Source organism: Butyrivibrio sp. INlla14 (genome assembly GCF_900102515.1).
In the GTDB taxonomy this organism is placed as follows: Bacteria; Bacillota; Clostridia; order Lachnospirales; family Lachnospiraceae; genus Butyrivibrio.
The window spans coordinates 1-16,571 of the sequence record NZ_FMVS01000018.1; the positions used below are offsets into that span (position 1 = coordinate 1).

The window sequence follows — 16,571 nt, forward strand, 5'->3', positions numbered from 1 at the left end:
TCCGCAAAGCCGAAAATGCTGGACTTCTGAAACAGATGTCCTATGGTGAACTCATGGATGATCTTTCATCAGCATGGCGTAGGGCGGATGCACCTGCAGAGCCATCATCCGCTGACGGGTTTTGGGTGCACACAATACAAACCGCAATGGAAGAGCTCGAAGCTCTTGGGCTTTCAAAGCCGGCTCCAAAGCCTGAGCCTAAGAAACGCGGGCGAAAGCCGAAGCCAAAGGATCAAGTTGAAATAAAACCCAAGCGGCCACGTGGTCGCCCAAGAAAGGAAGCTAACCCTTCTGCCGGAAATCTATAGTCCGGCAGATTGGGAAACTTTTATTTAATAATTCTCTCTTTTTCTTCATCTCACAATCCAGGAATATACTTCGTAGCCTTCTCCGGCGTAGATGAAGTATACGTTATGCTGTCCTGTTATAGTCTCAGGAAACTGAGCTTTAACCTCAAGTCCTTCTGCTTTCTCATTTGGTATAACTGCGTAACCAACTGCTTCTCCAGATGGGCTATCAAGGCAAACTTTGATTGCTCCGCGAAGGTCACTGTCTGCAGCTGTTTCTTTTACATCAATGGTAAAAGAAATCTCTTTTGCCCCAGCAGTTCCAAAATCAGCACAGCTAACGCTTGTCCACTCACCGTCTGCTATTCCGCAGAGGATCATATCTCCAGAGCCACACTTTTTAGCGCTTTCTCCGTACTGTTTGGTCTTTATTCCCATAGAAGCATTTGAAAGAGTTACCGCCTTAACCTCTTTGTAAGGGTCAAGCGGACGCAGCTGCTCTACGCCGCTCTTAGTTCCAATGCTTGCTGAGGGCTCATTCTTGTCATTGAGGACGAGTTTGTTAACATTTGTGCTGCGGTAGCCGCCGTCCATTCCAAGGCCTTCCTCAAGGATTCTTGAATGATAGGTTATGTAGTACTGGCCCTCGAATTCAAACATAGCGTGGTGGTTATTACCGCCGCGGCCAAAGAACTTCTCAGGGTTTTTGAGGACGGGATTGCATCTCTCAAAAGGTCCCATGGGGCTGTCTGACTTCATAGTCACGATCTCGCCAGACTCAAAACCCAGTTCCTTGGTAGCTTCTGGTGTTACATTAAAGTTTGAACAATATGAATAATAGTAAACGCCATCGATTTTGTTAATTCCTGAATCCTCGAAGAGGTAATCCACATTTTCGATGGGGATTGGATTGCCCTCAAGGCTCATCATGTCATCACCAAGCTTGCATACTCTTGCTGTTCCAGGGTTTGCAGCCTTATCAGGGGAAGGTACTCCGCCGCCAACGTAGATATAGGCTGATCCGTCATCATCCATGAGAATTGCCGGGTCAAAAAGCCATGTGACCTCCGCGCAATTGGGGGTTTCTCTGGAGATAAGGGGATGTCCCAGCTCATCTACGAATGGGCCTACTGGTGAATCTGATGAGAGAACACCGATGCCGTTTCCATTATTTGCAAAATATAAAAAGAACTTATCCTTGCCATCAATATTTTTCCAGGCAGCTGCAGGTGCCCATGAGTTTGGTCCCCAGCTTGCTGCGCCGTTATTTCCTGCAGCATAAACAGTTCCGTGGTCTGTCCAGTTTACAAGGTCATCAGAAGATACCACGTTTATAGTATTTATGTTGCCATAAGTGTTTTCTTTTAACGAACCGTCTGCATTGTAGGATGGCTTGTCACCTGTCATATAAAGGTATACTCTTCCGCCATAAGCAAGGGCGTAGGGGTCTGCTCCAAAGCGCTGTACCATGACTGGGTTATGGTCAGTTATTGCTTTTGCGCTCTTATTTAATTTGATATTTTCAAAAATTGTCTCTGGATTTACTGCCATTTTTGTTTCTTTCTCCATTTCAACTGATTCTACTGTTTCTACTTCTGTATCAGCTTCAGCAGTCTGAATTTTTCCACACCCGCTGGCCAAAACAAAAGTCGCGATCAGCGCTCCGATTAGTATTGTGAACGATGTTAAACGATGTACAAGAATATAACGGTAAAAGAACTATCCTCGCCACCAAAAATTTGCGATGTTTTTCTCGTAAATTGCGATATGCCAAAAGATAGCAAGTACTAGTTTGTTTGTAGCAAGAATTGGGGCTTCCGTATTACCCAATTCATAAAACTTAGCACGGATTTACGAATATGTAGCAATAATTCGGTGGATAGTAGCCATCAGAAAACGATATAAATAAAGTAGGTGGCTAAATGCGTATTTCGACACCTGATGAAATATAAAACAATTCAGATACAAAACTGAATATAGCAAAATAATTTGTTGGGAGAGGGTAAAAAATGCTTAGAGAAACGACTGTAAAAAATGGTAAGGTCCGCGGCCTTGCCGGAACCGATCCAAGAATTACTGTATTTAAGGGGATTCCATTTGCTGCTCCGCCAGTTGGAGAAAACAGATGGCGCGCCCCACAGCCCTGCAAGGACTGGGACGGAGTTTTAGAGTGCAACAATTTTGGTCCTATTTCTTATCAGGACAGGCCTGGTATGGGCACAGATATTTACTGCAGAGAATGGCATGTTGATCCTGAGGTTGAGCTGTCAGAGGACTGTCTTTACCTTAATATCTGGACCCCTGCCAAAAGAGAAGGTGAAAAGCTTCCAGTTCTGGTATGGTACTTCGGCGGTGGCTTCCAGTGGGGATATACAGCAGAGATGGAGTTTAATGGGGAGCAGCTTGCAAAGCGCGGCATCGTAGTTGTGAGTGTTGCGTACAGACTCAACTGCTTTGGTTTCCTTGCTCACAAGGATATTACAAAAGAGGCTCCTACTGCTCCAGCAAACTTTGGTCTTATGGATCAGTGTGCTGGCCTTAACTGGGTTCATGATAACATTGCAGCCTTTGGCGGAAATCCTGATCAGATCACTATCGCCGGTCAGTCTGCTGGAGGATCTAGCGTGATGCACCAGCTGACCCACAAGGGTAATGAGAAGCTTATAAAGGGCGCAGCTATTTTTTCAGGTATCATAAGACTTGCTGACCCCAAGGATGATATTTTCAAGCCTCTTGATCTTACAAAGGCAGAGGAGCTTGGTGATAAGTTCTTTAAATCTTTAGGGGTAAAAGATTTAGAGGAGGCCAGAAAATTATCTTCTAAAGAAGTATTTGATGGCTATAACCGCTTTGTACAGGAAAATCCAAGAATGTTCCCAATTCAGGATGGTTTCTTCTGCGAAGGAGATCCTGTTCAATTATTTATGGACAGAAAGTGCGCAGATGTTCCTGTTATTGCAGGTAATACTACAGATGAGTTTTCTATGGCAGGTGTAAACAGCGTTGAACTTTCTGTTAAGACTGTTTTCGAAGCAGCCAGCAAAAATGAGCCATCCCAGAAGTTCTTTTACTATAGATTTGATCCGGAGATTCCTGGAGACGGATACAAGGGCGAGAGCTATCCTGGCACTTTCCACTCCTGCGATCTGTGGTTCTTCTTTGGGTCTCTTGATAAGTGCACTCGTCCTTACACTGGCAAGCATTTTGACCTTGCAAGACAGATGTGTGACTATTTCGCAAACTTCATAAAGACCGGAGATCCTAATAATGATGGCGGAAACGCAGGTCTTCTTAGAAGTGAGGAGTATGACAATATTCACAGAAGTGCAGTTAGTGACTGGGACTTTGATGAAAACGCTAAGTGCTGTAATTTAGATGAATTGTCTCCAGAAAAAGTAGGCATCGATTACGTCTGCCGCGACAGGGCATCACTCCCCGCCTGGGCTCCATACAAGGCAGATAGCCGTTATGAGATGGAATTTCTTACAAATGGCGCAAGACCTAAGTTTGAGGGTGGCATCAGACAGGGCAGCAAAAAGCAGGCTGTTAACCCTTATCTTCCATCTTGGGAATATATTCCTGATGGCGAGCCTTACGTATTTAATAATAGGGTTTATGTATATGGCTCTCACGATCTGTGGCAGGGCGAAACCTTCTGCCTTGGAGATTATGTGACCTGGTCAGCACCAATTGATGATCTTGGAAACTGGCACTATGAAGGTGTTATTTATCCAAAGACTGCAGATCCTCTGAACAAGGAAGGCCGCATGTGTCTATATGCTCCTGACCTGACAGTTGGTCCTGATGGACGTTTCTATCTCTACTATGTTCTTGACAGAGTCTGTGTTGTTTCAGTTGCTGTCAGCGATACTCCTAATGGGCCATTTAAATTCTACGGCTATGTACATTATGAGGATGGAACAAGACTCGGAGAAAAAGAGGGTGATGAGCCACAGTTTGACCCAGGTGTACTTACTGAAGGGGATACGACTTATCTTTTCACTGGCTTCTGTGGACAGGGCGATGAGTCTAGACATGGCGCTATGTTGACTGTGCTTGATAAGGATATGCTTACAATCAAGAGAGCTCCTGAGTTTGTAGCACCAGGTAACTGCTATAGCCAGGGAACAGGATATGAGAACCATGCTTTCTTTGAGGCTCCTTCTATCAGAAAACATGATGATACCTACTACTTCATCTATTCTTCTGAAGTTTGCCATGAGCTGTGCTACGCAACTTCCAAGGATCCTCTTGGCCCTTACAAGTATGGCGGAGTTATTGTTTCCAACTGTGACCGCGGAATTGACAGCTACAAAAAAGCCGCAGATGCAACTGCATATGGTGCTAACAACCACGGAAGTATTGTTGAGATTGGTGGAGAATGGTATATCTTTTACCATAGACACACAAATGGAACCTGGTTTAGCCGTCAGGGCTGCGCTGAGAAAATCCACTTCGAGGCAGATGGTTCTATCAAGCAGGTTGAGATTACATCCTGCGGTCTTAACGGTGGTCCTCTCTCAGATGTTGGCGAGTATCCTTCATACATTGCCTGCAATATCTTTACAAAAGAGCATGTGGCTTATGTTGAGCCATCTGTGCCAAGGGTAGTTCAGGAAGGGGCTGATGGAGATGCAAATCCTGGCTACATCAAGGCTATCGTTGATGGCACTACTATTGGCTTTAAGTATTTTGATGTTAAGGGAGCAACAGGTCTTAGAATCAAGACCAGGGCTTACTTTGACGGAGATTTTGAAGTGAGAACATCTATTGACGGAGAGGTTCTTGGCAGGATACACGGTGTAAATTCAAATATGTGGGAGTCTAACGAGTGCAGGTTTGATGCGCCTCTATCTGGAGTTCACGCTTTGTATCTGACATATTGCGGCACAGGAACTGCCTCCCTTAAGAGTGTTGAGTGGCTGCACTGATGTAGTGTTGGCCGTGCGAGTATATTGGCTACGCGGAAGTGCATGGCTGCGGAAGCGTTTGCAGGTGGCTACGCGGGAGTTTGTGATAACGGACGTTCTGCGGCGGGCTGTAGGTCGAAATATGTAGGTCAGTACTCATGGTTCTGAGCACTTCGGAAAGCCCAGAGAATCCATCGTTACGTGCATAGGCACTTACGATGGATTGGTCTTTCCTCCATAGAACCAAAATCGTCCTGACTCTGCATATTCCTTCCCTGACAGCCTCGCCGCAGAACTGTTTTTTCTTCAAATTTATTCAGATATCCACAATCTGAATATTACAGCTTGATTATGTAAGTGAAATGTTCCATACTTTCAGATCTATTCCTTTGTAATTGCAGGTTTCAACGAGTTTTCCACCGCAGCTTAGTATTACGTGTTCACTAGCAAGGTTTGAAGGCTCGCAGGCGATAGTTGTCTCTGTCTTACCCTGATTCCCAAGCCATGACAGGAGCTGTCTGAGCATCCATTTTGCATATCCATTTCCCCTATCACAGGGTCTTACTGAATACCCAATCTGAAACTTTGGATCAGCGTCGTATCTGTACTGGCTCATTCCAAGCAGGTGATCATCAGCGTTTCTTACGCACAAAAACTGCTGTGCATGGCCTCCAATCTCTGCAGGTGCATCTTTTGCAGCTCGTTTCTTACAATTCTCAATATACTCATAGGGGTTTTCATCTTTACGCAGGGAACCGCAGCCATCCATATGATCACCGCAATCAAGGAACTCCTGTCTGTAAGCGGCAATTTCATCCGCATATTTATTGTCTGCTTCTACTAGGTTTATTTCTTCAGTCATATCTTTTCTCTCCGCAATATCTTTATCTTTTGCACTTCCACCATCATATACTTCAGGCAATGTTTCTGCTAGCACTTTTGTTATTATTCCTGCCGCCTAAAAAGATAATACTTGAACAAAAATGTATTCAAATATAGAGTTAGTATATATACATAAAGAAAGTTGAGAGAAGGTATGTTTAAAAGAAAATTAGTATCACTATTAATGGCGTCAATAATGGTCGCAGGGCTTATTACAGGCTGCGCTGGGGGTGCGGCATCATCAGAAAAAGAAGTTACATCTTCATCTGTAATTTCAGGTTCAGAAACTGGGATAAAAAGTGAGGAAACTTCTGCTACGCAAGCTGGAGCAGCTGATCAGACTTCCGCTGAGGCAAATACCGCCAGCATCTCTGATAGTTCGGATGGTTCAGATAGTTCTACCATTGAGAGCTCATCAGATTCAAACAATGCTGAGGTTAACCAGGTTAAGGGAATTACAGAAAGGAGCGATGAGATGCGTGATATTTCTGCAAAAGAGCTTGTAGCTGAGATGACAGCAGGCTGGAATCTTGGAAATACGCTGGAAGCAACTAGCGCAAGCGGTCTTGCGTCAGAGACAAGCTGGGGGAATCCCAAGGTTACAAAAGAGCAGATTGATGCAGTCTGCGAAAAGGGCTTTGATTCCATACGTATTCCTATCACATGGGGAAATCATGTAGGGGAAGCTCCAGATTATACAATTGATCCTGAGTGGATGGACAGGGTTGAGGAAGTTGTAAACTACGCACTTGATGATGGCATGTATGTCCTTATTGATTCTCACCACGAGGAATTTTGGAGAATTCCTGACGCTGAGCACATAGAAGCTGTGGATGCAGAGAACATTGCAATCTGGAAGCAAGTTGCAGAGCGTTTCAAGGATTATGGCGATCATCTTGTCTTCGAAGGCTTGAATGAGCCTAGAACTAAGGGAAGCGCAAGTGAATGGAGCGGCGGAACTCCCGAGGAAAGAGAATATGTTAACCGCTTAAATAAGTCTTTTGTGGACACTGTTCGTGCAACTGGCGGCAACAACGAGCTTCGTCTCCTACTTGTAACTACCTATGCCGATTCCTCAGTACCAGAGGCGTTAAAAGACATTTATATTCCCGAAGATGAGCATATTGCTGTAGCAATCCATGCCTACACTCCATATGCCTTCACCTACGCAAATGGCGAGAGTTGGGAGCTCTTTAAGTGGGACGGAAGTCAGAATAAGGAAATCTTCCAGCTTATGATCGCGCTTGATAAGAATTTCCTGCAAAAAGGTATTCCTGTTCTCCTCACAGAGTACGGCGCAGTTAATAAGGATGAGAATACTGAGGAAGTCAGAAAGTGGGCTGAGGTCTACGTTTCAAAGGCTACTGATTATGGAATTCCTTGTTTCTGGTGGGATAATGGAATCTATGACCAGCAGGGCGAGAAGTTTTCAATCTTTAACCGCAGAAACCTTACCTGGTACAGGGAAGAGGTTGTTGATACCATCATAAAGGAAAGCTATTCCAAGGCAAATGGCTGATAAATGTGCTACTTGAGCAATTCAATCACATAAAATTCTTTTTACAGAAAAAATTTTGTGTTATAATCTCTATAATTTGGAGTTGTTAGCATAGAGAAACAACTAGCCAATAGTAATTCTAAGGGCATAGCTCTTTTACGAAATATGTCTTATACAGGAGGATTCAAATGAGTACAAGAATTGGAATTTTAGGTTATGGTAACTTGGGAAGAGGCGTTGAGCTTGCTGTTAAGGCTGCTCCAGATATGGAACTTGTAGCAGTGTTCACAAGAAGAGATCCTTCTTCTCTCACAATACAGACAGCAGGTGTTCCTGTAGTTTCAGTTGCAGATGTAGCTGACTGGAAGGACAAGATTGATGTTATGATCCTCTGCGGAGGAAGCGCAACAGATCTTCCAACTCAGACACCAGAATATGCTAAGCTTTTCAATGTAGCTGACAGTTTCGATACACACGCAAGAATTCCTGAGCACTTTGCAAACGTTGATGCTTCAGCTAAGGCTGCTGGCAAGGTTGCTGTTATCTCCTGCGGTTGGGATCCAGGAATGTTCTCTCTTGCAAGAGTTTACTCAAATGCTATTCTTCCTGATGGAAATGATTACACATTCTGGGGCAAGGGCGTTTCACAGGGCCACTCAGATGCGATCCGTCGTATCAAGGGTGTCAAGAATGCCAAGCAGTACACAATTCCAGTACCTGCTGCCCTTGAAGCAGTTAGAAATGGCGAGAATCCAGAACTTACAACTCGTCAGAAGCACACAAGAGAGTGCTTTGTAGTTCTCGAAGAGGGCGCAGATGCTGCCGCAGTAGAAAAAGAAATCAAGGAGATGCCAAACTATTTTGCTGATTATGACACAACAGTTCACTTCATCAGCGAAGAGGAGCTTCTTACAAACCACAGCGGAATGGCTCATGGCGGATTCGTATTCAGAAGTGGTAAGACTGGTGCCAACAAGGAGCACAATCACATTATTGAATACAGCTTAAAGCTTGATTCAAACCCTGAGTTCACAACAAGCGTACTTGTTGCAGTTGCAAGAGCAGCTCATAGAATGAACGCTGAGGGCACTACAGGATGCAAGACAATCCTTGACATTCCACCAGCATATCTTTCAGACAAGAGCGGCGAAGAGCTTAGAGCTCATCTTCTGTAATCTAGCAATTTTCAAGGCACTCATGCAAATGCGTGGGTGTCTTTTTTTGTTCCAAACTGCTATACTTGTGTGGATATGTATCTTTGGGAGGTTATACAATGTCAAAAGTTAAATTTCACTTGCCGGGGCTTCGTTACAATTTTCCGCTGAACATGTTCTGGCTCAGCATGCTGGAGAAATATCCACATTATTTCAGAGAAGGTGTGGAGATAGCATCTTTCTTTGGCTGCTTTCCATTTTCTCTTTGGAACGGAGGAAGGCTGATTTCCGATGATCAGTGCGATGCTGCCTTTGTCAAGAACGTAATTGCCAGCATCAATGCCAAGGGAATTCCTGTTCGTTTCACTTTCACAAATCCGCTTATCAAGGAAGAAGATCTTGATGATGAATTCTGTAATTTCTGCATGAAGGCTGGAGATAATGGCAAGAACGAGGTCCTTGTCTTTTCCCCAATTCTCGAGGAATACATCAGGAAGAACTACCCTTCCTACAAGATAGATTCCACAACCTGCAAGGAAATCAGGGATGTGGAGACTCTTAATAAAGAGCTTGAGAAGGACTACAAATACGTTGTCCTTGATTACAATATGAACAATCAGTGGGATCTCATCGAGGGTCTGCAGCACAAGGAAAAGCTCGAGGTTCTGATAAACGCCCTCTGTGTTCCAAACTGCAAACGCCGCGGCGACCACTACAAGAATATTGCTCTTAACCAGGAGATCATGAGGGAGAACAAGCTTCTTCCACCGGAAAAGAGAAAGCACATCATCCCCTGGACCTGCGAATACGGAGACAAGAACAATCTCTATACTATCCAGGACTACTGCACTTTTGTTTCTCCTGAGCTTATCTGGGAAAAATATGTTCCTATGGGAATCAGCAACTTTAAGATTGAGGGAAGAACTGCAAATCTCTTCTCTCTTATTGAGACTTACTGCTTCTTTATGATAAAGCCAGAATATGTTGGCGAGGCAAGACTCCTCCTTCTTAGAAATCTTCAGGAGGCGCACGTTATCCAGGTCAACAAGCCAAGACCTATGGCTTTTAAAGCATAATGAAAAAAGCGTTCCACTGCTTGTATTTACTTCAGGTAGGGAACGCTTTTTTCTTATTATTTTATCTGATCAAGAATGCTTGGGTCCTTTATCTTGCTGTCATTAGCAAGGAACAGTACTTTGGTGATAACCTCCGCAGTCTTGGGATCCTCATCTGCAAAAGGAAGGAAAAGCTTTCCTCTATGCTGTGAGTGAACCGGAAGGATATTTATCATAGTTCCTCCCATCTTATGCACAACACCACTTCCAAGGTGTACTGTGTAATTTCCATACTTTCCTTCTATGTGTGCATGAGACTTTTCAACAGTAACATTTGAAAGCTTGAAAAGCGGAAGTGTAAATTCCAAAATAGCTGCTCTCATCTCTATTGTTGAATGACTTGTCTCAGGGTCAACACCACCTGCGTGGGCTACGCTTACAGCAAGGTCCACATCGCGCATAACTTCTGAGAAAATAATGTCTGGAACATCTTTTATCTTTATAGCTTTGTAAGTCTTGCGATCATAAAATGCCACAAACTCAAGAGTTGGCGCCTCTATATCAGAAGGAGAAAACCAGTCTGCAAGAGCATAGATAGTTGCCACAATGTTCTCCTTGTAGTAAACCTTCTGAATACCATCCTCAATGTCAGGAGTCCAGCGCCTTGTTTTTAGAAGTGCGATTGTCTTTTGCGGCTGAATCTGATTGCCTGCGTATCTGCGGCTATCTGGCATATCCATCTCTTCCTGGGTCTTTACGTACAGCTCTCTAAATACCTGCTTAAATGGCTGCACTATCTCTTTTTCAAATAAAAGCTTCTGATAATCAGCAAGATGTCCATCCTTGTAAATATCAAAAGAGTGAGCAATTCTCACATTATCTTTTTTCTTGAGCTTAGTTTCTTCTCCCGCAAAGTCTGTGAGAGTTATTCCCTTTAAAAATCCGACCTTGTCATCCTTTTCAGAAACAAACACAAGGTTTCTGATCAAAGGCTCTACTACAGGATTGGTCCTTAAGACATCTAGTTCCTCCACAGAGTAGAAGGTCCTATCTTCCATGGACTGTTCAAACATCTGACGAGTACGCCTGTACTGATCTGTTAGCTGTTTCTTGGCTTCGGTTAGTGTCTTGATATATTCATCTTTCTTGATGGCCGCAGGGACAGACTTTAAAGTCTTACCGCCCTTGATAACAGAAATTGATACATTTCCGCAATCATCTACAAGAAGCTTAACAGCTACATCTCCTACTTCTTTTTCCTCAAAAAGTATCTTCATATTTTCTACAAGTTTTGTTTCCATCCTGAGAGTAAGTCTCATCACATCGCTGTACCCGGCATTGATGGAAAGATTCTGCATAGCGATCCCAACTGCTGTCTTTTCACTGGCACTTCTCTGAGATCCAAACTTTTTGCTCTCTTTAAGGAACTGCTGGAGGAAAAGATATCTATTACAAATATCATCTTCTCCCTGTAGCGGAATAAGTGGATATGCCATGAGAAGATCCTTGTTTCTCTTATCTGAGATTGTCTCTTCTGTCTCTTTTACCTCAAATTTACCCAAAACTGCATCTGCGTATTTGCGGGCTCTTGAATGCTTGCCTCCATCAGAGATATACTTGGCTGCATCGTAGATAACATTAAATCTGTCCTGACCAAGTTCCTTGTAAACGCTCTTAAACCAGTCAACATCAAAGGCTCCGCTTCTTAACTGGTCTGGCTCAAGTGGCGTATACCTGGCTATGATTGCTTTCTTCTTTTCATCAAGATACTCGTTCATATGGGCTGTAAAGTAGTAGCATCCGGAAATATACCCTTCCCAGCCAAGATATTCTCCAACGATACTGATCCACTCCGGGGCATAAAGAGATGCTTCTACAAGTCTCTTATCTGAAATATCCGTTCCTCTAAGCTTTTCTCCAAGTGCCTTGGCATCATCCGTAAGATCTGGAATGCAAACCATGAGAAGTCTTGAAAGAGCTCCCTTCTTACTGGAAGAAGAATAGTATGAAGATCTCTCCAATGTCTCTTTTCCAAGGGCTGCAAGCACTGCCACAAAGGTTGAGACTCCATATACTCTCTCAATCTTACAAATATAGTTTGAATAAATTGTAGGAGTATCGCCTCTTTTTAGCTCAACAGTCAGAATCTGGTCAATTACCTTCTCATACACTTCTGATATAAATTCAAGGAACTTATCATCTGATTCGTTGGCCAGTTCTCTCCCTATTGCTGATTTTCTATAGGAACCGTAATGGCGTCTTGAGGCTATCTGTCTTTCCTTTTCCCTGATAAAGGATACTGCAGAAGTAAGAAACTCAAGACTATCTTCAAGGTTATGCTCATCGAACAAAAGGCTGTACATCTGCTCTTTGGTAATAAGGCCGCAATAGCAGGCAAATATTGTCACCTTAGCCTCTGGTCTTAGATATGTAGCATAATTATTTCTGAAATAGCGTCCAGCTTTGTAGTAGCTAGCTTCGTCCTCTTCATGATAAGCGTCAACCGCCCTGAGATAGTTGGCAAAAACAAGAGGGAAGGTAATACCAACGGTTTCTCTGTCCATTCTGTCGAGATTATTCAGGACAAGCTGGATATAAGCGTTGCTCATGGTCTTGTTATAGAAAGGCCTTCCATTGGAGTAGTATTTTACATATAGCTCTTCTTTTTTAACCACGCGGGCATAATACGCCATCACTGCTATAGCCAGCTTCTGCAGGTCTGCCTGTGGTACATAATCTTTCATAAGGTTCTTAATGATCAGATTCGCATGACCGGAATAATTGATTCCAACCGGTTCCAGCATCTTACTTCCATAGATTCTGTCTGCCATAAATCTGGATGCCGGAGTAATCTGGTCGTACTTGTAAGGCATTTCAACCATTAGATACATTCTGAAAAACTGCTGTGGGCTCTCTATATTGGCATCAAAATATCCCTTCCAAAGCTCCCTACAGGCAATAACGTTGTGGCCTTCCTCATCAGTGGTCCAGAGACTACTATCTCCTCCCACAAGTACTGTCTCGCCGCGTCTATCATACTCGTCATTTTCATGCAGCTTTATAAAGTCTCCGAATGCCTTGAGATTATCGGCTGTTTCTACTGCTACATTACTATTATTGCCCCTAAGAGTGCTCTTAAGTTTATCTAGAAATCCTTCCTTATAGTCCTGAGGATAAAGAGCCTTTCCAATTTCTGAATCCGGGAAGTAATCCATAAAGGTACGGACACATTCTCTAATGTAATTATCATCTGGAATCTCCGGAACATACTGATCCTTATCTGTAAAAAGAACTTCTGTCCCCTGCGGATTTATATCATTTTCCCCTGGATTTATGCGATCTATAAGGATTTTCTCCTTGGTAGTGGGGCTGTCCAGTTCTTTTGCCCTCTGAGCGCATTTATCAAATAAGGCCTTTCGATCAACATCCTCTGAAATATTGAGGATCATATCCAAAGCTGCACATCTCTTTTCTTCCTTCTTGTCTGCAGGAAGCCTTATAATGGTCTTCTCAAGGGCATCGTCATCCTGCTCCAAAAGGAGTTTAATAAGATTCTGTCTTGCATCAGCATATTTATATCTGAGCATTTCTTCCATCTGAAGGTAATTATCTGCAGATAGAAGTACCTTATTTTCATCTATAACCCTGCTTATTTCGCCTCTTACATAATCGGACTTGTCACAAAGAGCTGCTGTCAATGTCTTTCTCTGAATTTCAGTTTTAGGGCTCGCACACAGCCCCTTAATAATATAGGCTCTGTAGTTAACATCTGCATCTGGAACCATTCCGCACACTTCATCAGCAAGCTCTGTCTTACCGAGGATCCTGGCCAGATAAGCAAGTCTGATTACATAGTCAGATTTTTCAATTGTTGCCGAGTACCAAGGGAAAATAAATGGATCAAAAGTCTTTTTCTTTCCCGGGAAATTTTCATATGATTCTTTTAATATGTCATAGTAGTGCTGCGCCTGAGCTTTGTCGTCAAAAAATCTTGTAGCATCGTTGTTATCATCTGTAATATCCCTACCAACAATACTAATGAAAAAGCGCATAAATGCAGCCATTATCTCAATGTCATCGTGATATTTTTCTATAATAGGCTTAACTGTTCTATGAGCCAGTGCGCTGTTATTAAGAAGGCTGAGGCTATAAGAGGCAGTAAGAATCTGGTGTCTGGTACCTGTATTTATAAGCTCCTGAACTTTACTGATAAGGTCGTTTACTTCATAAAAGCCAAGAGACCACAAGGCCACATGGATTTTAAGGCAATCCTCAGAATTAAGGTATTCTTCTCTCTTTGTCTGATCAGTAAGGCACTCATAGGTATAATCTGCAATTTTATCAAAAACCCTGTCGAGCTTTGATGCATCATCTATCCCAAAGCCCATCCAGACCGCAAAAGATCTTTTGACTGCTGAAAATCTTATGAAGTTGTTGTCGCGTATGATCTGCAAAAGATATGTAAATGCCCCTGTAGTTCCGCAGTCCATCTCCTCGCAAATTGACTGCCTAAGTCCCTCCTGAAGGCCAGCAGCAACGAGTAATCGTCCCAAAAGCTCATATAAAGACTTGTCATGAGCCTTCATTATTCCTGCAAAAAAGGCTCTTCTTATTGCTACTTCGCTTTCACCGCTTAAACTATCCTGGATTATTTGTATGAGTCTTGTGTTACCATCATCGATTTCTTTGGCAATAAGGTCGCTCAGCATCATACCTGAATCATAGTTATAGTAGTAATATCCGCGGATTTCGTCTGAAGTTTTTCCTTCCAGATAATCACATAAATTGTCAGAGATGTGATCATACCGGCCAAAATATGAAAGCTTCCCTCCAACAGTAAGGGCTATAATCTCCGGGTCTGCAGATCGCATTGATCTTCTGTAATAGCCTTGGTAATAGATTCTCTCATGCAGGTGATCGATAGTATAGAAGATATGTTCCGCGTGGGCTGGATTCAAATAGCCATTAAATAGCTGAGGCAGCCTTGTCTTAACAAATTCTGATGGCTTGTATTCTGGGTTCTTTCTGAGCGCTTCTATAAGTTCAACAGCAATAGGATTGCCGAAAAAGCTGCTTCTGTAAGGCTCCAAAAAACTTTGAACTTCCTTTGGAAGAGTCTTTAGGTAGTCCTGTTTCCTTCTCTTTTCCTTAAAATTATACTCATTCCCCAACTTGGAAAGTCTGTCTTTTTCTTCGTTTGATATCTGTCCCATTTCAACTCTCTCCCTTACCACATTCTTCCGGATAACATTGATAGCCTTATGAAGGTCACTTCACTGTTTTTTTCAAGAACTATTCTTGACTCTATTTCTCCGGCATCCTCTTCCCCAATAAAGATGCGATACAGTCCATCTTCATAGCTTTGAATTGCGTTTTCCAGCGCTTTATTCTCATCAGCCTCTTTGCCTCCATAGTTAATTCCAAAGGCAATCTTGCCAACTTCACTCATATCCTGAATATCTTCCTCAGTCAAAGTTCTATACTGTTCACTCTTTCTTACTCTGTCGTTATACTCAGAAACACAGGTGTGAACACACTCTTTGATTAGTTCTCTTACGGTATGAGGCTGATTTTCTATACTAAAAGGCATAGCACTGACCTTAGCTTTCTTTTTACCGATCTGTTTGATATTAACCTTTATATCCATAGGAATTCCCCTTTACTGTAGTTATTTTAGTCAATAAAAAAGATGCCCGTTTATTGGACACCTTTTATCAGCTTTTCTTTTCCCCTACGGGACAACTGCTTGATATGCCATTCACGGCTCATGGCCTCTTCCTTGGTATCAAACTCTTCATGATAAACCAGTTTCACTGGAAGTCTGGCTCTGGTGTACTTGCCACCCTTGCCTTCATTATGAACCTTTACTCTTTTTTCCAGATCGTTGGTCCATCCGCAATAATATGTGCCATCTGCACATTCAAGAATATAAGTGTAGTTCACTTAACTTTCCTCTTTATCAAACTTTAGCATCCAACTATTATACATATCCCCTCAAGGTATTGTTGCGCATCCAAAATACCTTGTATATTACTAATTAGTCAAAAAGAAACTTCGAGAGCTCGTCAACATTGTGGAACACGTAGTCAGTGTTTTCTTTCATGTGCTTCTCATTTTCTGGAATATCAAAACACCAGCAGGCTGCAACAAAATCAACGCCTGCTGCCTTGGCCATATCAAGGCCAGGCTTTAAGTCATCGATAACCAGGATATCTTTTTTCTCAAGGCCGAACTTTTCCATGATCCTGTAAATTGGAACAGGCGCTGGCTTGCGCTCTTCAAGTGGTTGCTCCCATCCAAAGATGATGTCAGGATCAGGAAGATTATTGTGTTTGTAGTCCTTTAGAATATTCTCAGAATATGAGTGTGAAACAACAGCCACATATCCACCCTCAGCTTTCTGGCGCTCCATTATCTCTTTTATCCCTGGAAATGCATCGGCAACATGACTCTTGGCATATTCATACCAGAATATTTCCTCTGCCTTCATCTCTTCATCGCTTAACCCGCACATGTCCTTGAAGAACTCTAATACTCCTGGATAAAAGTTGTACTTAACATACTCTTCCAAAGTGTAGTTGATCTCCGGATGGTATTTCTTCATGTATTCAACAAAACTTGGGTAATGAATGGTCGCTGTGCTGTTTACTGTTGTGTCATCGTGGTCAAAGACCAGACATTTGTATTTCATACGTTGCCTCTCCTGTTACTTGTGATGTATATTTCTTGTTTTCTTTTTCTTGCATCATTCTACCGCATGCCTATCATGCAAATTCTTGCTTTTT

Annotated in this window: 10 protein-coding genes and 1 pseudogene; 5 read left to right on the forward strand and 6 right to left on the reverse strand. The window is 42.8% G+C overall.

Annotated features, from left to right (window positions below):
• Positions 1 to 308, forward strand: a pseudogene (locus BLO53_RS19475) (hypothetical protein); the annotation flags it as partial.
• A gap of 45 nt (positions 309 to 353) precedes the next feature.
• Here the strand turns inward: BLO53_RS19475 and BLO53_RS12150 are convergent.
• Positions 354 to 1,838, reverse strand: a complete 1,485-nt coding sequence (locus BLO53_RS12150) for a glycoside hydrolase family 43 protein (protein ID WP_242875372.1) — start codon at positions 1,836 to 1,838, stop codon at positions 354 to 356.
• A gap of 458 nt (positions 1,839 to 2,296) precedes the next feature.
• Between BLO53_RS12150 and BLO53_RS19865 the strand changes: the two genes are divergently transcribed.
• Positions 2,297 to 5,218 (forward strand): carboxylesterase family protein, encoded by a 2,922-nt coding sequence (locus BLO53_RS19865; protein ID WP_330388903.1) that lies wholly within the window; start codon positions 2,297 to 2,299, stop codon positions 5,216 to 5,218.
• Positions 5,219 to 5,546: 328 nt separating this feature from the next.
• Here BLO53_RS19865 and BLO53_RS12160 read toward each other — a convergent pair whose 3' ends face one another.
• Positions 5,547 to 6,119: a GNAT family N-acetyltransferase gene (locus BLO53_RS12160; protein ID WP_143003246.1), complete on the reverse strand. Its 573-nt coding sequence runs from the start codon at positions 6,117 to 6,119 to the stop codon at positions 5,547 to 5,549.
• A 114-nt stretch (positions 6,120 to 6,233) separates the two neighbouring features.
• Between BLO53_RS12160 and BLO53_RS12165 the strand changes: the two genes are divergently transcribed.
• From BLO53_RS12165 to BLO53_RS12175, 3 genes are all read left to right on the forward strand, one after another.
• Positions 6,234 to 7,598: a glycoside hydrolase family 5 protein gene (locus BLO53_RS12165; protein WP_092062018.1), complete on the forward strand. Its 1,365-nt coding sequence runs from the start codon at positions 6,234 to 6,236 to the stop codon at positions 7,596 to 7,598.
• Between the two features lie 167 nt (positions 7,599 to 7,765).
• Positions 7,766 to 8,752 (forward strand): diaminopimelate dehydrogenase, encoded by a 987-nt coding sequence (locus tag BLO53_RS12170; RefSeq protein WP_092062020.1) that lies wholly within the window; start codon positions 7,766 to 7,768, stop codon positions 8,750 to 8,752.
• A gap of 98 nt (positions 8,753 to 8,850) precedes the next feature.
• Positions 8,851 to 9,807, forward strand: a complete 957-nt coding sequence (locus BLO53_RS12175) for a hypothetical protein (RefSeq protein WP_092062023.1) — start codon at positions 8,851 to 8,853, stop codon at positions 9,805 to 9,807.
• Positions 9,808 to 9,863: 56 nt separating this feature from the next.
• Here BLO53_RS12175 and BLO53_RS12180 read toward each other — a convergent pair whose 3' ends face one another.
• The 4 genes from BLO53_RS12180 to BLO53_RS12195 form a co-directional block, all read right to left on the reverse strand.
• Positions 9,864 to 14,999: a DUF4132 domain-containing protein gene (locus BLO53_RS12180; protein WP_092062026.1), complete on the reverse strand. Its 5,136-nt coding sequence runs from the start codon at positions 14,997 to 14,999 to the stop codon at positions 9,864 to 9,866.
• A gap of 14 nt (positions 15,000 to 15,013) precedes the next feature.
• Complete coding sequence (locus BLO53_RS12185) at positions 15,014 to 15,433, reverse strand: hypothetical protein (protein ID WP_092062029.1); 420 nt, start codon at positions 15,431 to 15,433, stop codon at positions 15,014 to 15,016.
• Positions 15,434 to 15,483: 50 nt separating this feature from the next.
• Entirely contained in the window at positions 15,484 to 15,729 is a 246-nt protein-coding gene (locus tag BLO53_RS12190) for a GIY-YIG nuclease family protein (RefSeq protein ID WP_092062031.1), read from the reverse strand.
• Between the two features lie 94 nt (positions 15,730 to 15,823).
• Complete coding sequence (locus BLO53_RS12195; protein ID WP_092062034.1) at positions 15,824 to 16,477, reverse strand: HAD family hydrolase; 654 nt, start codon at positions 16,475 to 16,477, stop codon at positions 15,824 to 15,826.
• Between the last annotated feature and the right edge of the window lie 94 nt (positions 16,478 to 16,571).